18 protein-coding genes are annotated in these 25725 nt (G+C 37.1%); 3 read left to right on the top strand and 15 right to left on the bottom strand.

Features of this window, described 5'->3' with window-relative positions; genetic code table 11:
• Window positions 1-6: 6 nt before the first annotated feature.
• From ACFSTH_RS05980 to ACFSTH_RS05950, 7 genes are all read right to left on the bottom strand, one after another.
• Window positions 7-4803 (bottom strand): polysaccharide lyase family 8 super-sandwich domain-containing protein, encoded by a 4797-nt coding sequence (locus ACFSTH_RS05980; protein WP_377770139.1) that lies wholly within the window; start codon window positions 4801-4803, stop codon window positions 7-9.
• The gene (locus ACFSTH_RS05975; protein ID WP_377770140.1) at window positions 4800-7934 is read right to left on the bottom strand and encodes a polysaccharide lyase family 8 super-sandwich domain-containing protein; all 3135 of its coding nucleotides are present in this window, start codon (window positions 7932-7934) and stop codon (window positions 4800-4802) included. Before ACFSTH_RS05975 ends, ACFSTH_RS05980 begins: the two co-directional genes overlap by 4 nt.
• Window positions 7935-8113: 179 nt before the next feature.
• The gene (locus tag ACFSTH_RS05970; protein ID WP_377770141.1) at window positions 8114-9694 is read right to left on the bottom strand and encodes a response regulator transcription factor; all 1581 of its coding nucleotides are present in this window, start codon (window positions 9692-9694) and stop codon (window positions 8114-8116) included.
• The gene (locus ACFSTH_RS05965; RefSeq protein ID WP_377770142.1) at window positions 9687-11432 is read right to left on the bottom strand and encodes a sensor histidine kinase; all 1746 of its coding nucleotides are present in this window, start codon (window positions 11430-11432) and stop codon (window positions 9687-9689) included. The genes ACFSTH_RS05970 and ACFSTH_RS05965 overlap by 8 nt, the downstream gene beginning before the upstream one ends.
• A gap of 133 nt (window positions 11433-11565) precedes the next feature.
• Complete coding sequence (locus tag ACFSTH_RS05960) at window positions 11566-12990, bottom strand: ABC transporter substrate-binding protein (protein WP_377770143.1); 1425 nt, start codon at window positions 12988-12990, stop codon at window positions 11566-11568.
• A 121-nt stretch (window positions 12991-13111) separates the two neighbouring features.
• On the bottom strand, window positions 13112-13948 hold the full coding sequence (locus tag ACFSTH_RS05955) for a carbohydrate ABC transporter permease (protein ID WP_377770144.1): 837 nt from the start codon (window positions 13946-13948) through the stop codon (window positions 13112-13114).
• Between the two features lie 15 nt (window positions 13949-13963).
• Window positions 13964-14896, bottom strand: coding sequence for a carbohydrate ABC transporter permease (locus ACFSTH_RS05950; protein ID WP_377770145.1), 933 nt, complete (start codon window positions 14894-14896; stop codon window positions 13964-13966).
• A gap of 188 nt (window positions 14897-15084) precedes the next feature.
• Here ACFSTH_RS05950 and ACFSTH_RS05945 point away from each other — a divergent pair, with 188 nt between their 5' ends.
• Window positions 15085-15399, top strand: coding sequence for a helix-turn-helix domain-containing protein (locus ACFSTH_RS05945; RefSeq protein ID WP_377793615.1), 315 nt, complete (start codon window positions 15085-15087; stop codon window positions 15397-15399).
• Between the two features lie 475 nt (window positions 15400-15874).
• Here the strand turns inward: ACFSTH_RS05945 and ACFSTH_RS05940 are convergent, their stop codons facing one another.
• The 6 genes from ACFSTH_RS05940 to ACFSTH_RS05915 form a co-directional block, all read right to left on the bottom strand.
• Window positions 15875-16924: a 2,3-butanediol dehydrogenase gene (locus tag ACFSTH_RS05940; RefSeq protein WP_377770147.1), complete on the bottom strand. Its 1050-nt coding sequence runs from the start codon at window positions 16922-16924 to the stop codon at window positions 15875-15877.
• A gap of 182 nt (window positions 16925-17106) precedes the next feature.
• Window positions 17107-18414 carry an ABC transporter substrate-binding protein gene (locus ACFSTH_RS05935; RefSeq protein ID WP_377770148.1) on the bottom strand — a complete coding sequence of 436 codons (1308 nt, stop codon included), beginning with the start codon at window positions 18412-18414 and terminating at the stop codon, window positions 17107-17109.
• A gap of 246 nt (window positions 18415-18660) precedes the next feature.
• Window positions 18661-19269 (bottom strand): hypothetical protein, encoded by a 609-nt coding sequence (locus ACFSTH_RS05930; RefSeq protein WP_377770149.1) that lies wholly within the window; start codon window positions 19267-19269, stop codon window positions 18661-18663.
• 215 nt (window positions 19270-19484) lie between these two features.
• Window positions 19485-20282, bottom strand: a complete 798-nt coding sequence (locus ACFSTH_RS05925) for a hypothetical protein (protein ID WP_377770150.1) — start codon at window positions 20280-20282, stop codon at window positions 19485-19487.
• A gap of 315 nt (window positions 20283-20597) precedes the next feature.
• Window positions 20598-21491 carry a DUF5655 domain-containing protein gene (locus ACFSTH_RS05920; RefSeq protein ID WP_377770151.1) on the bottom strand — a complete coding sequence of 298 codons (894 nt, stop codon included), beginning with the start codon at window positions 21489-21491 and terminating at the stop codon, window positions 20598-20600.
• A gap of 52 nt (window positions 21492-21543) precedes the next feature.
• Window positions 21544-22278 carry a Fic family protein gene (locus ACFSTH_RS05915; RefSeq protein WP_377770152.1) on the bottom strand — a complete coding sequence of 245 codons (735 nt, stop codon included), beginning with the start codon at window positions 22276-22278 and terminating at the stop codon, window positions 21544-21546.
• Between the two features lie 80 nt (window positions 22279-22358).
• Between ACFSTH_RS05915 and ACFSTH_RS05910 the strand changes: the two genes are divergently transcribed.
• A complete protein-coding gene (locus ACFSTH_RS05910) occupies window positions 22359-22841 on the top strand; it encodes a hypothetical protein (RefSeq protein WP_377770153.1) in 483 nt (160 codons plus the stop codon).
• A 175-nt stretch (window positions 22842-23016) separates the two neighbouring features.
• Here the strand turns inward: ACFSTH_RS05910 and ACFSTH_RS05905 are convergent, their stop codons facing one another.
• Window positions 23017-23604: a DUF3238 domain-containing protein gene (locus ACFSTH_RS05905; protein WP_377770154.1), complete on the bottom strand. Its 588-nt coding sequence runs from the start codon at window positions 23602-23604 to the stop codon at window positions 23017-23019.
• A gap of 377 nt (window positions 23605-23981) precedes the next feature.
• Between ACFSTH_RS05905 and ACFSTH_RS05900 the strand changes: the two genes are divergently transcribed.
• Window positions 23982-24821, top strand: a complete 840-nt coding sequence (locus ACFSTH_RS05900; RefSeq protein ID WP_377770155.1) for a hypothetical protein — start codon at window positions 23982-23984, stop codon at window positions 24819-24821.
• Window positions 24822-24881: 60 nt separating this feature from the next.
• Here the strand turns inward: ACFSTH_RS05900 and ACFSTH_RS05895 are convergent, their stop codons facing one another.
• A complete protein-coding gene (locus ACFSTH_RS05895; protein WP_377770156.1) occupies window positions 24882-25679 on the bottom strand; it encodes a phosphodiester glycosidase family protein in 798 nt (265 codons plus the stop codon).
• Window positions 25680-25725: the final 46 nt, after the last annotated feature.

Here is a 25725-nt window from a genome sequence, read left to right as displayed (position 1 = left end):
TTTGTATTATTGCAAATATGCTAATATAGATGTAATTAATTTCACTGCTTCTGCTCTTGTCGATGTTGCCAAAGGTTCTAGCTTATTACCACTTCTTCCTTCTATTAGTTCCGCTTGCTGCGCAGCAGCAATCCAGTTCATCGACCATGTAGGAATTTGTGCAGCATCTGCAAATGATAGAGCTGGTTCTAATTTGTTAGTAATACTAGCTGCTTTCGTACTCATTACGATCATTTCTGCACGAATAATCGATTGTTCCGGTCTAAATGTTTGATCCGGATATCCAGTAATAATGCCAAGGTTCACACTGCTCGTTATATAAGGTAACGCCCATGCAGGAATCGTCTCTTTATCAACAAATTTTAGTATATTATTAGACTTATCCTCGTCTATCCACTGTAATGCTCTAGCTAATAATGTAGCAAACTCCGCTCGGCTTACTGTCGCATCTGGACGGAAAGATTGATCCGGATAACCAGTAATCCAGCCCGCTTCAACTGCTTCACGGATAACAGATTCTGCCCAATGACCAGTGATGTCATGAATCGCTATATCCGGCTTGCTGTTCTCTTGCTCATCAGCGATATTTAAAGATTGTGTCAACTGAGTAGGAGTAAAGCTGCGTTGTGCGAGAGTATCGGTTACTGTAACAATTTTTTCTACAGCAACGATTGTTTTTCCTTCGCCTTTCGCTTTAAACGTCACTTGTGCGAGCGACTCTACATTTCTCTTCTCTACTTCACCAATCTGTGAAAACACCCACGTTACAATGCCAGCTTCATCATTAACTATAGCTGAAAAACCAGGGTACGGTGCTTCAATCTGTTGTAATTCTACAACATTCGGATCATAGTGTAGCTGTAGTTGCTGTGCATAAATATCGGATAGTGGCTCTCCTTGCACCGTAAAAGTGACCAGTTCACCAAGTTTTATCTCACGCTTGTTAGTTGTTAAGTGGAATGACGGCTCATCCGAACTATGCTCCATATTATTACTTTGTGTTGATTTCGAGAGAGCAAGAGCTGCCATATCAAGCAAGTCTATTTTCCCATCTTTATTCCAATCGTACTTCATCGCTTCTTGCCATGCATCGTGTTTTTCATCTACACCAAAGTATGGCATTAATGACGTTAGTTGCTGCTTTATTAGTTTCGATTGTCCTGGATACTCAGGATACACTGGCACACTCGGTTTATTGTTCACTTGTAGTTCATGTGTAGCTCCACTCAGCACTATTTCTTGCCCATCTGCCAACCCAAGTATGGCATCTGTGATCGTTATTTCGCCAGTTGTTACTTGATCTACTGCTTTAACTTTGAACTGGAATGTCAGTGCCGTTTTGTTCATCGGTAGCGGCGCACCATCACCTACTATGACTAACGCTACCTGCCCCGTTTGCCGTTTTTCCGCTGCTACTTTTATTTGTTCGCTCGCTGTGACGACATCGACAAACTCGAATAATGTATCATCATATTGCAAAGTTAATTGATTTGCATAAGCTTGTTGTTCTGCTGCAACTATTTCATATTGCACGGATAGCGTCTCTAAAGAGTTGACTGCTTGCGGTGTTGTTAGTTGTGCTTTAGCTTCCATTATCTGAAAACTAGCCGTTTGAATGGATTCTACATTGCCAGCTTTGTCCGTAGAACGATATTCCAACTGATAATCTCCCGCTCCTTGTACGCGAATTTCATGGTTATAAACAACTTTCCACGCACCACCATTTAAGCGATATTCTGTTTTATATACTCCCCATCCTTGTGTTTCATCCGTCGCTTGTAACTCAAAGACAACTTCATTTGTGTACTTCGCCTGTAGTGGATTTCCATCTTTCGTACTTAGCGCCGTCTTAGGAGCTTGTTCGTCTTTGTAATAAATTTCTAAGTAAGCAGCCGTAGCACCTTGATCTTTTTCCCTGCTATATATTTCTGCATATAAAGGTTTGCTCACTTGCTGTAGTGCCAAACTAATGTTTACTGGCTGTTCTATCGTAAAACCTTTCATATAATCGGTAATATCATACTTCCACCACTGCGCAGGATTGGTAATCGTTTGTACAGCAATTTGTTCCCCGATTTTCGGCATACTGTTGTACGTTAAAGCTTTTTCCTGCCAGGAATGATTACTTACAACATATACACCAATATCAGATGAAGTACCGGTTTTGTCGTTTGTTTGTCCATATACGTTTACATACGCTCGCTCTATCTCTTTGTCTAATATCATACCAGCGAACTTCAAAAATACTTTACGATCCGAATCGTTTGTACCGCCAAACACATTCATAAACCCACTACTATTAAAATTGTTATCTTTTTCCGATCCACCACGAACATAAGTATCTTCCGAAACTACTATTTTCACTTTTGCCCCTTCATCTGGCTCTGCTACAAATGGTAGTTGTCCTAGTTGTGACGAATCGATTTTTAAAGTAATCGTATGTGTTTCGCCTTGTTTAGCAGAAGTGTCTACTTCTACAACAGTGTACTTATCCAATCGCTTCGTTTGAATAGTATCATTTGCTTGCACAGTATCCTTGGTAACAACTCCGACATTAACTTGTAGTTTTACTTGTTGTTTGGTCGGATCGGCTATCGATAATGTAAGCTCATCGCCATCCAGTTTATACATTATAGCTGCCGGTTTGTTCACTTGGATTTGTTCAAAAGTACCTGATTCCCAAAAATTAATGCCAATTATACCTAATTGTCGTTCTTCCACTGCTTGGATTTGTTCCGTATTACTCAATACTACAATATCAGGATTTTTCGTATAAGCTTTCGTTTGTTGCTTACTAGCAGATGGTAATAAAGTATAAACATATTTTTCTTGCGTTGGCTGCACACCATGCCCTAAAGACAAATGGACATAATTACGTTTGATCGGATCTGTTGGACCACTCGTATTTATACTTTTCCAACTTCCTTCTCTCACAGTTCGGCTAGCAGACAATGTTACCGGTTCTGGGAAGTAGTAACCAATATCTGCACCGTCATTTGTTCCTTCCAAATGAGCCCATCTGGCGGATTTAATTTCTTCAGACCAATCCAATTGTTGCGGCTGCTCTTGATCATTAATCGTTAATTTGTTTGTACCAGCATCATTAATCATTCGGTTTTCAACAATCGTCTCGACTTGTCTCCCGTCGTTTCTTGCTTGCTTTGTAGTCAAACCAGCACCGAGTGCTACCACTTCATTATCAAACATAAACCATGATTTTTTACCGGTTAACGTACTACCAACAGGCGCTAAGTCCATTCCTGCACTACCATATTTATCTTCTAATACTGTACCGCCAACCCATGTTTTCCCTGTTGTTATTCCTGCTGTACGTGGCAATCCATCTGCTGTCGTACCAGGCATGCGATACGGATCTACCGTCGGCCAATAGCCGTTACGATAGTGATTGGAATCAGCATTGTATAAGTACGTCATCCCATCACCCGTATACCAACCTTTCGTAAACTCTCCATTAATCGATTCATAGTTAGCTACCATTGCCGAAGACATACTCAGTGCAAAGGTGTAACCCGCTCCAGGATGCACCACTTTATCCATCATCGCAAAGTGATAATGACCTTGTAGCTCTCCGCGCGGCTTAATCGTATCGTCATGCATCACCTGCTTCAGCTGAACAATATCTCTAACAGCAAGCCCACTGTAGGGATTAGTCAGACTCGTATCTTTACTTACCCATTCCTTTACCATACTTTTGATGGAAGTAGCTGTTTCAGCAGGGGCAGATTGCGCCAAGCGAAGAATAGAAGCTACCGCACCTCTCGTATTGTTATTGAAGCGAGATACTGCCCGACCACTAATCATTTCCATAATATGCCCATCGACAATAACCGGCTCAAACGATTGTTCGATCCATTCCCATACGTGAACAAAATTAGTATCTTCAATTGGCCACGGAGATTGCTCTAGCAATAAAACAATACGAGAAATATTACCTAATAACACACTACCGTAACTACCGGTGTAAGCAATATTATTATGTTGAATAAATGAACCATCTTTATAAAATCCATCACCTTTGGTCACATACAAAAACGCTGGTGCAATAGCATCTCTAGCTTCCACCACTTTCGCTTCGTTTTGCTCTAGTATCGCTCCAACTAATACCGCTAAGGACTTATCTAGTAGATTAGCTCCTGTTTCTTTCACGGTACTATTAAAACGTTGTGCAGGGTGAGGAATAAAGTGGTCAATAGTAGCCATATGATTCGCCAGTTGTGTAACCGACAAGTCATCGTACATTAACGTTAAAATATCGAGTACCGCTAATGGCGCACCAATTTCCCAATCCCACCAGTTGTTATAAACTTTCGTTTGTTTATTATAGCGATGCTCATCCATCCAATCTAAACCTGATAATATATCACTTTGCAATGCTTCGTCTGCATACCATTCACTTCCTGGTGTAGCGTAAGCAATTGCCATATCTTTCAATCGATGATATGTTTTTGTAATATGGCTAGAATCACTAATACTGCGGAGATCTTCCCAAAGAAACGTTCGACTCTCCTCTCGGTTTAGCGTATCCCAAACACCATTTTTGTCTGTATTACTAACCTTTTCTGCTTGAACTGTCACTGCTTGTTGAATATCACGATCCGTTAAGTCTAACGAACTACCACCAGTAATATAGTCAAACCATTTACTTCTCATCGTTGAAAAAGCAGTTGTCTGTTGTTCATCTGCCGAAACTTGTGGTGGTGTAATAGCTAAACTGGACGTTAATAATGTAGCTACAAGAAATAAACTAATGTAGCGATGCCACTTTCTAATCCCTTTACTCATCCCAACACCTCATTTATTTGTTTTACTAATTGCTGGACATCTGCCATCGTAATCGTACCGTCCTGATCAAAATCAGCTCTTCGTAATAATTCCCAACGCTCACTCGTTGCCGTAGCTCCTAAATTAGCTGCCGCCATAGCTACGTCACCAATCGATAGTCGACCATCTTCATTTATATCTCCGAATAATCGATCATCTATCTCGACCACAGCATCAGCATTATAAGTAAATGTAATCTCCTTGGATGCTCCAATACTTCCTTTCGTATCAATCGCTAGTTTCAAATAAGGCTCTGTTTGTACTATCGTAATCGCTTCATCTTTTTCTACTAGTTGCAATACTTCCACCCCAAGCGATAGCTCAATCTGCTCCTGCTTCCACGTAGGATCTGCAACAGCTATCGTTAATTGGTTACCCGCTTTGTGAGTTAATACTGCCGCCGCTTGATTCGTTTTTACAAAAGATGATTGCGCTGGTTCAAAAAAGTTAAATGCCGTAATTCCCGTGGAGCGATCTTCTACCGCATGTACCGCTGCCGACTGACTAACGATTTTTACATCAGGATTGTCACTATATTGCTTTAATTGTTCCGCTGATTTGTTAGGTAATAAAACATAAGCGTATTGTGCTGCTTCTGGAGCGATACCATGATCGAATGCTAGAGATAAATAAGGACGCTCGATTATTTCTGGTGAACCAGCTTTGTTAATCGATTGCCAAGAACCTTGGCGTAATTCCCGTTTTGCTTCTATCGATGGTAATTGTGGAAAATAGTAACCAATATCGCTGCCTGCAACATTACCTGCCAAATGTGCCCATTTCACTTGCTCAAACGACTCATCGCCATAATTAGGCAATATTTCCTCTCCATTAACTAGCAGCTTATTCGTACCATCATTATGCAGTTTGCGATTTTCTATTATCGTTTCGACTTTTCGTTTATCTGTACTATGAATATCACTACCAACTGCCACAATTTCATCGTCAAACATAAACCAAGACTTCTTGCCAGCTAGTTTGCTAGTTGTACTTTTCGTCAATCCAAACTGCATAGCTTCTGAGCCATACTGCTCGTTAAATGTCACTCCGCCTACAAAATCGTAGTCGTTCATATATGCTCCCCAATCTTTCGGCTCGGGCAAATAACTATCGGTTGTTGTTCCAGCTAATCGTTGCATATCAACGGTTGGCCAGTAATGATCGCTATATTGTGTCAAATCATTATTGTAAATATTAGTCATACCAATGCCGGTATACCATCCTTTCAAATTCTCGCCATTCCCATATTCAAAAGCAGAAATACGATCCGAAAACATACTAATAGCAAACCCATAATTCAGGCGGTGATGAACGACTCGATCCATAGCAGCCAAGTTTTGCTGTTTCATTAACTGGGGCATTGATGAGATAGAATCGTCAGCGATAATATTTTTAATAACCGACATATCATACAACGGCATATTACTATAATAATTTTCAAAAGTAGTATCTGCTAATACCCAGCTCTTTACATAGCTCTTCATCTTATTAGCTTCTTCTATTGGTGCAACTTCAGCTAAGCGAGCAATTGTCCGAATGATGGCACGACCAGTTAAATGATCGGAATCATTTGCTCTAGCAATAGCTCGACCTCGGACATTATCCATCACAGCTCCTTTATAAAACATTGGTGCAAATGAATTTTCTACCCAATGGTATACATTAGCAACACTGGGGTCAGATATTTGCCAAGGAGACGGTTGCAATAAGTATAATAAATCGGCGATACGTCCTAACAACACTCCGCCGTACGCACCTGTATAGGCAATATTAAAATGTTGAATTAAGGAACCATCACGATAAATACCATCGCCACTCTCCACATAAGCAAACTCACCTACTAAAGCTTGCTTTCCTTGCTCCACTTTCATACTACTTTCCCCTATCACACCTCGTAGTACGACAATTAAAGCTTTATCTAATAAATTCGCTCCTGTTTCCACAACGTTGGCATTTTGCACACGCTTGAAAGGGTCCGGTACAAAATAATCAATTACGGATATATATCGTGCACGCTCTTCAGCTGATAACTCATCATATAAGAGTACTAAAGTATCTAACAACGATTGTGGTACACCAATTTCCCAATCATACCAATTAAACACACTTTTTTTCTGTTCGTTATATTGGTAAGTATACAACCAATATAATCCTTGAATAATGGCATCTTTCAACGGTTCATGTTGGTAATATGCCGTTCCTTCTGTTGCATATACTAACGCCATATCTCTAATTCGCTTAAAAGCGACCGACATCGTTTGAGATACCGTATTCGATTGACTAATGACTCCTGGCCATAATTCTATTGCTTGAAGGTTAGCCTGAATCTGGTCCAAATACCCTGTCCCATCTTCGTTCACTACTAATTGTACTAACTGCTCACGGTTAACAACGACATCAGCATCCATTTCTAATTCACTTACATTGCCCAACAACTTTTGCAGCCATAAATCCCGTAGCGACTTATAAGACGCTCCCACCTGCTCTGTTAACGTAAAATGGTCAAACCAAACTGTCCCACTTCCTGTTTCAAAAAACGGCTCAATTCGCAAATATTTCGTTTCATCAGGAGCCTGTACCATCATTTGCAACATGGACCAGTCGTTCGTCCCTTTCCAAACCTCCGTTTTTGGTCCATCACCTGTTTTCACATTTGCGGTACTACCATCAACACCACTTATACTTTTGTAAAACTGTGATCTCACAAATGCTCCACCATTTGAAAGAACATCTTCTGTTTTGATCCAACCTTGCAACAGATACGTTTTTCCAGCAGTTATCGGAATATCTGTAGATAATCCGGTTCGCTGCCCTGGTTGATGACTTACTCGAACAGCGTACTGACCAGACTTAACATGACTGCTATCTAACGCAACGTTACTTTTTCCGCTAGCATGCCATATTCCCCACCGTACTGGTTGCTGGTCACTAGCCCATGCTGCATTTGTTTTAGACGCTACTTCTTCAAAGTCACCGTTAAATATTACTTGTGCTGCTGCCACTACTTCAGGTGATGGCTTCATAATGCCTATCGCTTGCAGTAACAAACAAACGGTTAAAACTAATGCCACCCTTTTATACAGCGCTTTCATCTTATTTCCTCCTTTGTTTGTTCCCTGTAGGGACACTCTCTTTTCATTATGGAAATAAATTTGAACAGCTGACAGGTGATATTTTGACATATCGAAGCAAATTTTTGACTTCATCACAAAAAAAGTTGCTTCCGCTACTAGCAGAGACAACTTTTTGTAAAACTGTATATTTATCCGGATCACTTCCAATTATTTTTCACTTTATACTCACTTGGTGTCATACCCATATACTTTTTAAATACTTTGGAAAAATAAGTTCGATCAGAATAACCGAAATGTAAGGAAATCGCCTCTAATGTTTGACTAGATACAACCAGCATATCTGCTGCTAGTTTCATTTTATACTGATGGACATAGTCCGTGAAATTTAGCCCCGTCAGCCGTTTGAAGTAACGAGAAAAATAACTAGGGTTCAAATATAAAAAACGAGCAATATCAATAGATGTCATATTTTCTCCGATATTTTGATCAATATACTGTTGGATGACTTGCAATTTAGGCTCTTTCACCATTTGCTGTCTCGTTTTTTGCTTTTGTTTCATAACTTGTAATAATTGATAGCCCAATAACTCTTTTATATCTTCAATATTTTTAGCATGAGTGAGAAAATAATATAAATCTTCCTCTGTTTCACCTAAAAAAGTTAATTCTATGCTACGTAACAAGTCAGCTATAAGCTGTACTACTTCCTTCGGATAAATATGGTGATCTGTCACTATGTTGATCATTTCACCGATGACTGTTTGAATAGCAGCAGTATCTTTTGCCAATACCGCTTGTTCTAGCCTACTCTTATAATGACTAATCATGCCGTTTGGTGCATTTACATAATTGGATTGTACTAAGGAAACTACGTGAGCGATTGTTGGATTAGGTTCAGCATAAAAGAGTGCCGACTGATTCATTACCTTTTTGTAAACCAACGAAAGTTGATCGAGTGCAAGTTGATCGACAATCGAAATCGTGTGCACATTCATTTTGAAGTAAATAAAACATTGCTCACGAACCTCTTCTAGAAATTGTTTCATATGCTGCTCATGATTGACGACTAAATTGCTCCGATAATTATAAATAACGACGATGCTATCTTGTTCCATAAACACTGTAATCGCTTCATGTTGTATAGCAATTTCTTCCGCAATATTGTAAATACCATACATAATAAGCTCAAGATCCTTTTGTTGATAACGTTCCAAATAAGCTGTCGGATGCAAATGGATAAACCCTACTAAAAAATGAGGGTACGTCCACTTCACTCCGATTTGCGTAGCATAATCCAGTATACTCTTGACGTTAACTCCGTCAATAATTCGCTGTAACAATGCAGAACGATACAGTTCACTATTATAATTAGATACGTGATGATCCATTCGTAATTCCGTTGTTTTTAAGAGTTGAACCGATTTTTGTAAACTAAGCTTCAATTGTTCCTCTGTTAATCCATCTTTTATTAAGTAATCATCGGCATTCAAACGAACAGCTTGTTGCGCATAATTAAAATCTTCATGACAAGTTAAAAAGATTAAACGTATATCGGGCTTCTGTTGTGAAAATAATTCTGCGAGTTCTATACCATTTTTTTGCGGTAATCCAATGTCAGTGATCACAATATCTGGGGTAGTTTCTGCAAACAGATGTACCGCTTTTACACTAGAATAAGTTGCCGCTACAATCTGTAATTGCATCGCTTCCCAATTGATCATCTGCTGCAATACTTTTAACATCGGGACATCATCGTCAATAAGCATCACTTTATACATGGCGATCCTCCTGAAGTAATAATGGCTGCTGCTCCGGTACCAAAAACTGAATAATTACGAGCACTCCCCCTTGTCCACCAGCATATAGTTTCATTACTGCACTAGAACCAAACGTCAACCGCAATCGGTTAATGACATTAATTAATCCCACTCCACCATCTTGTGAAAATACATTAGGCTCACTAGCTAGATCATGAGGCTTTTGTTCCGTTAAATAATCATTTAACTGTTCTAACTTCTCCTCATCCATCCCAACTCCGTTATCTTCGATCATAATTTGAACTAAACCTTGGTGAATCGTAGCTGTAACTGTAATCTTTGCATTATCTATATCAAGTAATCCATGTACAATCGCGTTTTCTACAACCGGCTGCAATATGAGCTTCGGTATAATAAGCTGCTTCACTTCTGGTTGCAAATCAATATGCAGTTCCACTGTCTGTTCGCTGCGGATTTTCATTACTTCCAAGTAGTTCGATAGCAATTTGCACTCTTCTTGTAACGTAGTCTCTTCATGAAATTTCAAATAATAGCGCAATAAACTCATTAAAGAATCGATTACTTGACTATGCAGGCGATCTTGTTGCAAAATCAAACTACACTTAATCGAATTTAACGTATTAATTAAAAAATGAGGACGTATTTGCATAAATAATGCTTCTAGTTCCATAATCTTTTTCTGTTCTTGCTCAAATTCAATATCTATAATTAATTGCTGAATTTGATCTAACATCGTATTGATAGAACGACTAAGTGCTGCCAAATCATCATTACCTTTTACTTCTATTCGGCTATCCAAATTGCCCTCCCCTACTTGACGGACAACTCGTTGCAACTTAAATATTGGACGATATAATCGTTTGGCTACAATCATCGATGATAGTAAAAAAACAAGGAACAAAACAGATACGCTAATAATACCAGTAATGAACGTTCGCGATATTTGACCTGTTAACGTCTCGCGCGTCGTTTCATAAACTAACGTCCAGTTCGTTTTTTCTATTTTACTTTCCAAACGTAAGCTAGAATCTACAAGCGCTTTCTCAACATGTAGTTGCTTATTATTAAAAATCGCTTCTCCTTCGGCATCAAACAATGCTACGTTACCAAATTCTATCGACTTGAATAACCCTACAAAATAAGACTCGGAAATTCCAATAAGCAAAGTGGACACTATTTCTTTATTTGTCGTATCAAAAATCGCTCTAGCAATGTAGTAACTACTTTCCGTATTTGGATCATTCGCCATGCCTAGCCACTGCAAGTTTTCAGCAAGCCCTTTGTTCACTTCAGACAATAGCTGCGTGCTATTTTGTTGAATCGCTTCCAATCGGGCAGACGGGCTAGCTGACACGATAAAATTTTTATTATTAATCAAATACATATGAATATTGTTATTTAATGTTTTGGACGATATTAAAGATAGCCCTTCCTCAATTTCACGAAATGTTTGGTACGTTTCAAAACTAGTCAAACGTTCTACATTCGAAAATTGTTCCAGCTGTTGTTTAAAACTCATATCATTCACCAGAAAATGAGAGGCAAAAGAAATATCATCTATCGTTCGTTCTATTTCTTCATTGATTACATTTATAACATTGTCATTGCTTAGTTTCACCTTCTCCACCATCTCATTACTTAAAAAACGATAAGATATGAAAGAAACGGCAAGCAAAGGCAAAAAAATCAATAGGAAAAATGATAATTGGATTCTTCGATGATACGTCCATTTTGACACTTTCCGCTCGCCTCTCTTTACTTCAGCTCTTTATTACGTTATGTATTCGTCTGCTGCGTCCTCTTAATTATTGTAACATTGGCAAATGGAGCTTTGAAATAGCTAATATTAGCCATTCAAAGCTCCTCTTGTATTACTTAATTAATTCTTTTTCAGCAATAATTTTCGTTGCTTGATCTACCATCCATTGTTGCACTTCATCAATCGGTTCGTTGCTTAACATAAATTTGCTAAAGCCATCACCGATAATTTTCGTTAACTCCGCAGAACCAGTCGTCATCACTTCAGCAGCATCCAAAAATTGAATGTCTTCGCTACCAACAGCATAACGTAATGATTCTACATCATAGTATTGTTCATTACCAGCAATCAAACGATCTAACAAAGCGTCATTGTTCGCTTTTTTCCAGCCAGAGAATTCAGTACGATGTTCGCTATCTGTTGTTGTCATAAAACGCATCAACTTGTAAGAAGCTTCCTTATGCTTCGATGTTTTACCCATTGCTAACTGATTTCCACTTGTAAAGTATTTTCCGTCTTCATACTCTTTCGGTTCTTCTCCCTTTGGCGGAAGTGGAACCGGTGCGAATGCCGTAACAAATTCATGCGGATACTGCTCTTGGTTACCTGGATCAGGAATCGTAAAGTTACCTGTCAAAATCATTGCTGCATCACCGTTGAAAAATTCCGTACGATAATTCAGTTTTGCAGCTAATACATCAGCGTAAGGTTTTGCTGACTTATCTACATCCTCCATATCTTTACGCAGTTGGAAGAAATATTTGTACGTTGGATCGGCAAGAATAGTAGTACCGTCTGAATACAAGAATGGATCTTTCATAACCGTTTGAGCTGGTGCGTTCATATACAATTCCCACGTGTGGAAATAAGTTCCGTATTGCTTATCTACACCTTCACCTTTTGTTAATTTCTTTGCATACTCTCGATAATCATCCCACGTCCAACCATACTTCGGAATTTCTAAATTTGCTTCTTCCAAAGCATTTTTGTTAAGCATCACATAGTTAACGCTTTTCGTATATTGCATACCGTAGTAGTTACCGTCCACTTTTGGATTTACATAGTATTCATCTTCTGGCACTACTTTTTCTTGCTCATAAAATTGGTTCAATGGCTCTAATGCATTTCTTGTCGCACGCTCTAATACAGCGTTGAAAGAAGGCATCTGTACAACATCTACTGCTTCCCCCGATGAAATTAAAAAGTCTAATTTTTTCAACATTTCTAACGAATCACCAGGCACTATTACAACATGCTCTACTTTGATATCTTCATTTTCTGCCATAAACTGATCTAACATTGCTTTAGTAGCTACTTCTTGTGCTTCATTATCCCAGTTATAATATTTAATGGTTACTGGTTCTTTTTTAGCTGAATTCGTAGCGTTATTGGTATTACCTTCACCAGCTGCTGCGTTTCCACCATTATTACTTATTGCTTTGCCTCCGTTGCCACCACCACAAGCACTTAATAGTAAACTGAGTACAAGCATGACACTTAGCATTACCGTCCATCTATGTTTCTTGTTCACTTGCATTTTATTCCCCTCTATTCTGTCATCATTATAGTTACTTCACTTGTAGTATAGCTATTACATTGTATCGCTTCGTGCATAATTTTGAGGTGATAAGAATACAATTTTGACTTTTCACAAAAAATTACCCTTTTACTCCACCCAAGGCAATCCCATTAATTACTTGCTTTTGAAGTGTAATAAAGATAATAATTAGCGGAACAATTGCTGATAATGCTGCCATCATCATAATAGCGTAATTATTCGTGTAATCGTCTCGGAAAAGTGTCATTCCCAGCGGAATCGTATATAAATCTTTGTTGAGCAAGAAAATTAACGGGTTCTGATAATCATTCCACGTCCAAATAAATTTGATGATAGCCACTGTTGCCAGCACAGGTTTACAAAGCGGTAGCATAATCGAATAGAAAATTTTGATTTGTCCCGCTCCATCAATTCTCGCCGCTTCCATAAAATCATCACTAACTCCAGCCATAAACTGCCTTAATAAAAAGGTGAAGTATATCGAAAACATACTCATTACTATTATTGCTGCATGTGTATCATACAAACCAAACCAACGTATAAGTAGAAAACGAGGAATTAGCGTCGCTTGATCCGGTATAATCATAAAAGAAATAAGTGCAAGAAACACCAAGTTTCTACCTTTAAAACGTAATTTAGTTAATGCATAAGCTGCCATAGATGAAATGATCAGTGTAATAATAGTAGTAATAATCGCTACTTTGAATGAATTTAAATAGAAATTATAGAATGGTATTCTTCCCATCCATACCGCTTTAAAATTATACACTACATTAATCGTATCTGGAATCCAATCTATCGGAAATCTCATCACATCTCGTTCAAACTTAAACGCTGCTGATAACATCCAAAATAATGGTATTAAAAAAACGATCGATGCGGCACCCATAAGAATGGTTAATATAATTTTGGACATATTCTTTTTCACTAGTTGCATACTATTTCCTCCTTTCTACAAAGCATCTTTATTATTCATTTTCCAAGTTAACGCCGTTACGATACCGATAATTGCAAACAATAACCACGAGATAGATGATGCATAACCCATATTGTAGTTAATGAATCCTTCTTCATAGATGCGGTATACAAGTACGGTAGATGAATTATTAGGTCCACCTTCTGTTAAAAAGGCAATAATATCGAACACTTTGAACGAACCGATTAACATCGTAACGAATAAGAAGAAAGTAGTTGGACGTAGTAAAGGTAGCGTAATTTTAAAGAACTTTTGAATACTTGTAGCGCCATCCATTTCCGCTGCTTCGTACAACTCATCAGAGATGTTCGTCAAACCAGCCAAAAATATAATAATCGTATACCCAAGCCCTGCCCATGCACTAATAATGGCAATAGATATAAGTGATGTTTGCGGATCTACCAACCATTTGGGCGGATTGTTAATACCAAGATCCATTAAAATTTGATTAATCGGTCCTAGTGACGGATGGAACAATGCACTCCACACAGCAGCAATTGCGATCATAGATGATATATACGGTATAAAAAAAGCCACTTTAAAATAATCTTTAAAAAACACTTGCTTATGAATAACAACAGCCAATACCATGGCAATCGCTATCGGTATAGGAACAGTTAGCACCGTATATATAAGGTTGTTTTTTAATGCTGCCAATACAGCTGGATCTTGAAACATTTTCACGTAATTCGTAAAACCTTCAAATTTAATACCAGCTACTCCTGATAATAAATCCCAAGAAGAAAAACTAAGATACAATGAAAATAAAAGTGCAAATACGTTCAATAACAGCATTCCAACTATTTCTGGCATGAGGAATAACCAGCCTACTAATGCTTCTTTTTTGCGGGGATTCCAAAACTTCTTCGTTGTTGTTTGTTCGGCTTGCGTTGCCAACTTCACTGCCATTCACCTCGACATATGTTCTAATATAAGTGTTATTGTTACTTATCTTAGATCATTTGCCCGCTTCGTATAGGATAGATTATGACCAACTATGTGTACTATTTTGACTTTTTCATAGCAAAAAGGACTGACTGCTGTACGAAACAGCAATCAGCCCTGTATAGCATCTGACCGAATTAGTTTTGATTTAATTGTGCAATAAGACCGTCCAACATCTCATCAGTAACTGCCCCTTGACCCATCGACACCTACTAGCCGAACTTACAGGGCTTAACAGCAACTACTTAATAACATTGTTCAAAAAACAGATGAGGATGACACTAAAGAACTATATACAAGAACAGCGCATCGAAGAAGCAAAAAAACTGTTGCGATTAACCAATGACACCATTTCCTCTATTAGTACAAGACTTAACTTTTACGACCAATCATACTTCATTAAAGTATTTAAAAAACATACCGGCATTACGCCCAAACAATATCGATCTGATGTTGCGAACTCGTAATAACAAACGGAATAGAGCAAGTTCATTAGGCGGCAATGTGTGCGTAGAAGGTTTATACTTTATAGCATAGTAGCTTTACTTTTCATATTAGTCGGTTGTAGTAAGGTAGCTAAAATAGAAATTAGAGAAAACTAACGACTAGCTAGTAACGTAGGGTTTGTTTGAAAAAACGTATAAAAGGTCATGCGAAAGGGCTAGTAACGTAGGGTTTGTTTGAAAAAACGTATAAAAGGTCATGCGAAGAGGCTAGCAACGTAGGGTTTGTTTGAAAAAACATATAAAAGGTCATGCGAAGAGGCTAGCAACGTAGGTTTTGTTTGAAAAAACGTATACATTGGGCATTTTTGAAGATTATATCAAACAATAAATAAAGTATACCTCTACATATTCACACGATTACACTGGATGGAATAAAAACACATCTTTCCATCCAGCTTCTTTTCGTTTAGGACTGATTAGACAGCCCCTCCTAACTTTATTCTGCTTTCACCAATATTTTGATATGATTACGTTCGCGAAGCAGCCCTTCGAATCCTTCTTCCATCACATCATCCAATTTAATTCGTTTCGTTACTAATTTGTCTGCTGGAAAATATCCTCTTGCCATCAAACTTATGACTGCCGGAAACACATCTCTGTAGCCGATAATGCCTGTCATCGTCCGTTCTTTTAGCACCAAACTTTGTGGATGAATGGAAGCTTCTTTTTCAAAAATACTAACAATCATCGTTTCACCGTTAAATTTAGTGGATGCGATACATTGTGTTAATACGACAGGAACACCCGTTACTTCATAAGCGACATCTACTCCACCATCAGTGAGGTTTTGGATTTGTTCCACAACGTCACCTTTCGCTGGATCTATCGCTATAGCTCCAAGTTCTGCTGCTTTTGCTCTGCGCTCTGCCGATAATTCCACTGCATATATATCCGTTGCACCAGCGGCTTTCAATGCTTCAACAACAAGTAATCCAATTGGACCTGTTCCGAATACCGCTACTTTATCACCAACTTGAAACTTACTTTGTTTTACCGCATGTAATGCTACCGCAGCAGGCTCGACTAATGCGCCTTGTTCATCTGATACTCCGTCTGGCAAAACGTGTAGCATATGTTCCGGCACAGCAGCGTACTCCGCAAAACCACCGCCACCACCAGCTAGCCCATAAAAGCCCATTTTTTCACATAGATTATATTTTCCTACTTTACAAGCAGCACATTGACCACAGGAATAAATCGGCTCGACCGCTACTCGATCACCTACTTTAACTTTCGTAACGCCTTCACCAACTTCAACCACTTGCCCAGAAAACTCATGCCCCATTACGATCGGAGCTTTGTCCCCTGTCAACGGGTGTGCAGTTTCTGTCGGGATAAAAATTGGTCCTGCTGTATATTCATGTAAGTCGCTTCCACAAAGCCCGCACCATGCAATTTTTAATTTTACATGCCCCGGTTTAGCAACTGGCTCCTCTATAATGTCTAAACGTAAATCTTTTTGATTATACCAACGCAATGCTTTCATGATTTCCATCTCCTAAGTGATATTTGTTACACTATATATTCTATAAGTCTTCAGATCATTATTCAAATTTTTTAAAGCTACTCTTTATGTTAACCATTCCCACAGTCTATCATGCAAAAAAACCGGGATAACTATGTTATCACCGGCTCTACAATATTTTATTATGTTTTAACTATTTCTTCTTATTTATTAAGTTGTGATTCCGCAAGTGCTTGTGCATCCTTCAACGTATCTTCTACAGACTTACCACCTAAATAATTTTGAATTTCTACTTTTAATATGTCTTCAATAAAGTAAGTATGTTTACCGTAATTAACGTTTGGAATTAACTCCATCCACTCTCCATAACTTTCCAGCAATTTTTGCCCTGCAAAATATTCATCCGCTACACTAAATGCATCACTTTTCATTACTGGTGTGTACGTAGCAACTACCCCTACTTGCTCTACAATATCCTCATATAGCTCCACATCAGAACCAAGCGTTTTGCCTAAAAAGTCAGCAGCAATTTCTTTACCATCTACATTTAATACATACCACGAGCTACCACCAAGATTAGATGCATTTACCGAATTCTCTACATTTCGTAGTTTTGGTATTGGCGCTAAGCCCCATTTTCCTGCTTGATCAGATTGATTTTTAATAGATGGTACCATCCAGTTACCAGATATCACTGCGGCAACATCCCCATTATTAAATCCAGCCAAATAAGTAGCCCAATCCGATACTAATTTTACTATTCCAGCATTCATAATTTCTTTGTACGTCATTAAAGCTTCTTTTAACACTTCGTTATCCTGTAAATACGGTGTTTCACCATCTTCTTCCATATACCAAACTCCAGCCGATTGAATCATCATCCGAATAAATGCTAAGTCATTATAATCTTGTGTAATCATTTCTTTACCAGTTTTTTCTTTCACTGCTTTACCGATTTCAATAAATTGTTGCCAATCTATATTTTGCAAATCATTAAGGGTATATCCTGCTTGCTCCAAATAGTCGGTACGTACGTAAAATCCAGCAACTCCAGAATCAAACGGTACGCCATATTGTTTCCCATCGTAATTAGTAGGCCCTAGCTTATATGGAGCAAAATCTTCACCTTTTACATGATCCGATAAATCATAGAAAAACTCATTATACGTTTGCAAAAAGCTTTGCGCTCGATAATCTTCCATCAATATAATCGTCGGCAGCAACGATTCTTTTTTTGAACTAAACGCAATATTCAACTTTTGTACAACATCTTCTTGTGCATATTCTACAATATTTATTTTAACGTCAGGATGTTCTTTCGTATACTTTTCTATCGCTAGCTCCATCGCTGCAATTCCGAACTTTTTATCCCATGCCCAAATCGTTATTTCTTTCTCTTTCCCCGCATTGTTTCCTGATGTTTCTCCATCTTTCTGCTTACTTCCCCCACCTGAACACGCTGTCAAAAGCAAGATCGTTGCCAACAGTACCGTTAACATTTTCCTATACATCTCTATATCCCCCTATCATACAAATAACTACATATAAAAAACTTATCACATAAGAAACAAAGGGATGTAGCACTATATATGGGTATTATTGTAATAAATTTGCACTTTATCTTTTACTCAAAGTTAAATTAGAACAATATTTGTTTTTAGGTAAGTTATTTAGATGAATAGTATTTAAAACCTATAATTAATAATTACCCATAGTTGTTAAACAATTTAGTTGAATTTTGACTCGTAATACCTCCATCACTTAATTTTGGAGGTTATGATGAGAGGGAAAGATTCACTATAGTAGTCATTGGTCCCAAAGCTAATATTGGTCAGCCGACTAGCATCTGTACTGTTACTACTGACAGGAAATACTTCTAGAAAATATTCTGCCTTAGAAAGGTTCGCAACAAATACCTCGTCTTCGAATTCAACTGTGAATCGTTCAAATTCTTTTGTTGCTGAAGGTTTTTTACCGAACACAACGAGAAGTTTTTCTTTCTTTTTCCCCACAAATGCCTTAAATAAATAACTATCGAACGAGTTTGTACCCCATCCTAAACCATCAAAACGATACTTGTTTAACCTATTTTTTTCATAGAACGCAAATCCTATTTTTTCATTAACGTTAGACTTATCTCCCTCGTCTATTGAAAGTAACAATGTTTTAAAATTTCCGATATCCTTAACTTCCTCAATTTCTATATTAATTTTCGCATTCGATCCCCTATTTATTTGTTCAGTTATATGTTTTTTCAAGGCGCTTTCCTCAATAGTAAAACTACTTAGTTGATGAATAAATATACCGAGTATTCCCAAAACAACAACGCTAAACATCGATCCTATAATTAATTTCCACTGTTTCATTACTACTTCCAGCTCCTATCCTAAGATCACTGGGGTCTAGTCATTAAACTTTCCATCATAATCCAATTTGCCTTCCAGCTTTCTGTTCACATATAGAACGACCACGCTTCATCTGTACAAGATAAATTATCTTATCGCTTATTACACACAAAAAAGAGTCGCCAACTTCAGTGAACACTGTTTTTCAAGCAACTCTTTTTAAACTATTATATAAACTAAGCAAGGAGCATCCACAAAAACTTCTTTATAAACTGCTTAAATGTCCTTTCCTTTAAATGTTCGTTGGGAATCCGATCTAGTTCCTTCTCAATCGATGATGTATCCACTATTCTAATGATGCTATAAGGCTTATTAGAAATCTCATTCAGTTCAGCATCACTAATTTTTCCTATACTTTTCTCATAATGCGACTTTAACTCCGCCTTCTCCGCATCTGTAAATGGTACTTCAAATGCAACTTCATATGTAATGTTATCTTCCATCATATCACTCGTATCTACATATTGAGTATCTTTTGTTGTTACAACTAGCTTGCTATTTTTATAAATACTATATTGACTAACATTTGGAGTAGCATCCCATCTAAGCGATACTCGATTTTTTGATACGACTAGATCCATTGCATTCATATCAACATACGTATCTGTTTTAGACCTATTATTGACATGCTTACTTTTCGTATGTGTAGATAAATAAAAAACTTCAATTAAACTATTATTCTTGTCGTATGAAAATAGATTGTATCTTTGCATGGTATCTGGCTCAAGATGAGCGATAATAATATTAGTTTCGCTTCCTTCGTATAGAATTAGTTCATCGTTATTATGATCAGTAACAATAAAATATGCACCAGGTATATCTAAAAGTAGTTCTATCGATTCCGTTTGTGAATTAATAATAATACCACCCTTTTCAATGCTAGAAGCCGATGCTGCTGAAGCAGAATTAGGTAGATTCGAAGTAATTAATACGAAAATGAGTAGTAGAAAAATTACTGATTTTTTATTGTTCACAATAACACCTCCGACTAACAATATACCATAATATATGTAATTTTAAGTAACGATATAATTTTATGCATCTGAGTGTTAGAAGGCGATACACCCTTGCACCGTTTAAATAATTTACTAAACGTATAAATATCAGCATAACCGAGCGCTTCAGACTGCAATCGTCATTAATATCGATTCTGTTCTCATATGTGAATGAAAGTATAAATAGGTTGGAGGGAATTTTATAATATATTGCCATTTTTGTCATCCTTCCCCTCACCTTTTCCCTGACCACTATACCATTACTTATTCCGGTCGCTCCATATGGTAGTTTTATTAATTCACTGCATAGGCTTTATCAATTAGGTAACGTGCTTTTTCAAAATCTTCCTTTGTTTTAATAATAACTTGCAAATCACCTGTACCGAAATGTCCAACATTTCGCATATCGCGAGTAAATCCTTCTTCTAATTCTATAGTAGTTGGATCTAATCTCATATGTAGCAATATTTGTTTTTGATATACTTCTACGCAGACTATGTTCTTCATCTTTTTAAACGCAGTATATAATTTAAGAGGATTTTCTGTAATATCATCGCCCAAGGTCAAAATATATTCTCTAATAGTAGCGTATAAATCTCGTAGCAAAGGTGATGTCAGCTTTATTTGCTCCTCAAAAGTTTTGTCGGATGAAAGCTTGAGTTGGTTGTTACTTGTCATATTCAAAGTTCTAGCAGTATTAGAATTAACAAGCTCTAACATCAATAAATTTGAATCAAACTTTTTATAGCGAACAAGATCAATATTTCTATTTATTTGTTTCACAGCATGAATATCATACTTTGTAAAATCACCGGCAACACAAATAAGTCGGGGCATACTCCAATCTAATTGGTCAGCATAGGTTTTCCCTAACGTCTTTAACACCAGCAATTCAAAATCTGCTTTATGATCTAGTAACCAATCTAAATAAAACAATCCTTGATTAATGACATTTTCATTACTAGTTCGTTTATATTCAAATATTACAGGGCAATAGTTCTCATCTATTCCCAAACTGTCCATTCTTCCATGATTGGTAGTAACAAATTCACTTTTCAACAAAGTTACTCCAAATAAAATGGGCATATTATTCTCTATTAATACTTGTAAATCTCTTTCCAAAGCAACGGAAGTAACCGATAACTCCTTCACTTCACCCGCCATATGAAACAATCTTATATTTGACATTTTTTTCTCCCGTTCCAATCATCTATTTATATTATACTAATCGACCTCATATTTACGGCGTAAAGTTAGACACTGCACTTAAATACAAATCAAGTGATAACTCAACTTCCGCAGCAACTAGCGCAATAAAATCTTGAGTATCTTCTGTCGTATGTGCTTTATCCAACGCGTTATAATATGCCAATCGGTTGTCTACTTTAATAATAATAGGTGGATAACCCGATTTCATTAGTTCAAGATTTAACAGCAATCTCGAGGTGCGACCATTCCCATCGATAAAGGGGTGAATACCAACAAATATAGCGTGTAACATTGCACCACTTACAATCGGATGAAACGCTTGAGCTGCTCCGTGATACCAATGCATCAATTGATCCATCTGCTCTTGAATCCTCAATGGATCAGGCGGTATATGAACTGCACCAGAAATAAACACTTGCTGGATTCGATACACACCTGCATACTCATCCTCAATTCCTTTTAAAACTAATCGGTGTAGATTTTTAATTTGCCATTCTGAAAAAGGCTCCGCTTTTTGTACAATATCCTCTACATACGTAATTGCCTCTCGATGATTAATAACTTCCAAATGCTCGCGCATCGTCTTTCCACCAACTGTAATTCCTTCTAATACTACTTTCGTTTCATTAATAGTTAATGTATTTCCTTCAATTGCATTGGAATTATATGTCCATTCTAAATATAGCTTCTCCCGTAAACTTTGTAACGTATATTTTGGCAGAGGATACTTTGCATCCAATTGTTGTTTTTGTGATATTTTTCTCATATTAGTATATATTAAATAATTGTTAATATATACTATATGTAAATACTTACTTTTTCTACATTAAAGGAGGTTGTTTGCTAATGAGATTAATTTTATTTTATATTTGGATATTTATTAGCAGTTCTCTATTAGGACCTCTTGTTTATGCAATATCTCTTTGGGGCTTTTATGGAGAAGAGGTCCATAATTTAAATGCACTAATTTACCGAACTACTTTTCCATTTTTATCTACTTTTGTGTGGTACTTTTTGAGTGTAATCTTCCTTCGTTCTATAAATAAATATTACTTTTGGTTACAATCCTTACTTTTCATACTTATTGGAATTGGATCAATTTTTATAGTACCTTTTTTAACTGGTTTTTTTGATATTACTAAGTTTCATACTATATTTCGTTCAGAAGGATTATTATTAATCTTGTCTTTCACCAGTATATCTTTCATGGCGTCTTATGGTACTTGGGTAGCTCAAAAAAAACACAATATTAAACCATTTATTTTTCTTTCTATGACAGTTGTTACAATATTTATACTTATAATTGTAATTAAACAAAATTATAGTTAACATTAATAAAGAAAATCATGAAATTAATAATTTATTCATATTTTACAAAATGGTTGTTTTGCAATGTTTGTATATTTTACCCAAAAAAAAGGCTAAAAGTAAAATTGGCTGGTTTAAGTCCACTACAATACCGAACTCAAACCAACCAATTATTTGTATAATAAATACTCTTTAATTAAACGGATTTGTTAACCGATATTTCCATGTTTCCTTGCAAAGCAAGTGGAGTATCACCTGTTACACGTGGATCATGTTTATAAATATTAACTGGCGTGCCGTTATCTACTCTTTTCCAAATCTCGTGCGCAGGAAATCCATCATGTTTTCCTACAACAGTAACTTTACCTTGATTAGTAACCGTTACAGTATATTCCCAATCGATAGGATCGGCGAAAGATAGCAAAGGATTACCGGCCGAACCTCGTAACTTAAACGAAGCTGATGTGTTAGAAATACTTTGATTAGAGATAACTAATCCTGCATCAGATGCAGTATCAGTAAATTCTCGTAATACCTCTCCAGTTACCTTATCAACTGTTCTTTCGATCGTTGATCCTATAGATTTAAAATGCTTAATTTCTTTTTTATTGAAATTAACTGCTACGTGTTGAACCATTTTAGAAAGTTCAGGTTGATCAACAGTAAAATAGGTAAACTCTCTATTATTACCATTAAATTGCACAAGAACCTTTGATGTACTATACATAGTTACCCAAGATTGCGGAATAAATGCAGCTAATCGTACTTCAACAACATTTGCCATTGAAAAACCTCCTTAGTATTTTCAGAATTAACAAGCACTAGTTTTAAAGTTGGCCAGACTTTAACAGTGTGTTATTCCTCTACTAATAAAGGTAAATATACAAACATGTTTACAACCCACTAACTATAAATTTTTTTGATTCTCTAAACATTTATTAGTAGCAGGATAAACAATCCTTAGTTTGCTAATCACACGATATTTACATTTGACATGCAACATTTTTTTCCCCAATGCGTCTATAGCGTATATTACCTGTATATGTCATATTTTACAGTCAAACTGCGTCTATCTAAAAGGCAATCGCAATTCGACCGAGCAACCTATTGGTATTATTTAAGTCTATAGGGAGAAGCTAAAACAAGGAGGTATGTATTGAAATGAGATTATTTTTTAGCATATTATTGGTGGTTAGCTTAACCACAGGCTGTACCACCCAATCCCCTTCTGTTACCAAAAATTCTGATTCTGCTTCATCATCCGTAACAAAAAATGAAAGTCCAGACAAGCAAGTGCAACAAACTGATTTTGTGAATTACGACGAATTAGCTGAACTAGCCCTTCGAGTCACGAGATTTACAGGTCCTGATTACTCGGATGAACAGCTTAACAACATGAGAAAAGAAGATTGGCGGAAAGATTTAGAAGAAGTTGTTCGTAATTTTGCAAATGAAGAGCTATTGATTGATGTCGCATTTATGTTTTCATTGCCTGGTAATTATAATCCAAGAATTGTAGTTGTAGGAAGTACTGCAGGTACGATATATCGCATTAATGTTGTCAAAAGACATAATTACGATGGAATTTGGACAGCTAATTATTATGGAATAGTAAGTGAATCCAACATCGGGACCGAGAGCCAAAATATAGATTATAACATCATTACTTTGGATATTGCAGCTCCAAAAGTAAAGGAATGGGCGCAAGCCTATCTAAATAGCACGCATGGAGCTGAAGAAGTTTTCATTTCTGGCAATGCAAACATGGATGAAGATAAAACCTATATTTTACTTGTAGCTGAACCAGAAGCATCTATTGAATTACTAAATATTCGAGCTGCCGATCAAATGGTCGTTGTCAATTATGCAGACAGTTTTATAGATGAAGAAATGTATGGACGGCAACCATATGTTCTACTTGAATTTGAAGCCCCGGTGCTAGATGTTTTTATAAGGAAGCATTCATCGGTTAGAATAAAAGACATTCGTCCATATATGTAGATGCTGAACCCCCTTACAGAGAGTTGGTTAACACCAAGTCCCTATAAGGGGGTTCTCAAATTATAGCCATTTGTCAGCAGTAACAGTCACCATTGTTTGAATTTTTCTGTTTTGATCACCTGCATCCCATTTGTCATCAACTCCCGATGGGGTTTTCCACCGCATTTGGCTAGAACCACCACCATCAAGCATTACCCCAATAGAGCAATCCATCATATCTTTCATAAAGTTGCGAACTTCCCATGCCGTTGCGCTTTTAAATACAGCCAAAACGATCTGTCTACCATGAGTGCTATCATAACGATACCCTATTGCTGTTCTTTTGTTTGGTGATTTTGGAGTGAAACGACTGGCATTCTCCGTATTATTGGCACATGAAACGGCTTGAATATCATTGTAATAATCATCAGATGAGGAATAGGAATTAGTAAGAAACAAACTATACCCTCCAATTGCCCATTTAATATTGCTACGGGTTGCGCCAGAATAATTAGAAAAATCAACTACTGGCTTTTGCGCTGTATGAATTTGACCATTTAATAATGGACTGAAATGAAACAATGTCCCTCGTTTATTGACCTTTCCCCCGCAAGGTGCAGCTACAGTTGGGCCAATAGCTGCAGTTGCTTCTCCTTTCGCATATTTATTAGCGCCTGCAGTATTAACCCCATATCCATCTTGCATAGCAATACCGGTTAGATTCGATCCAGCGAAGAACGTACCATTAACCCCATATTTACCGGAATCCATAACAGATGTGTTACCTACATGCTCAACCTTTATAGCAGCAGCATCTACCGTAATAGTTCTTACTGTTTTCCCACCATTTGGCCATTGTTTTACATAAGCTGTACTCATTCTTAACATCTCCTTCAACTGAATAATTTTTTTTCAAGTAATGATC

It is taken from the genome of Paenibacillus yanchengensis (genome assembly GCF_042684845.1).
In the GTDB taxonomy this organism is placed as follows: Bacteria; Bacillota; Bacilli; order Paenibacillales; family Paenibacillaceae; genus Pristimantibacillus; species Pristimantibacillus yanchengensis.
The sequence above is the reverse complement of the archived record's forward strand: the minus strand, read 5'-3'. Positions and strand labels throughout refer to the sequence as shown.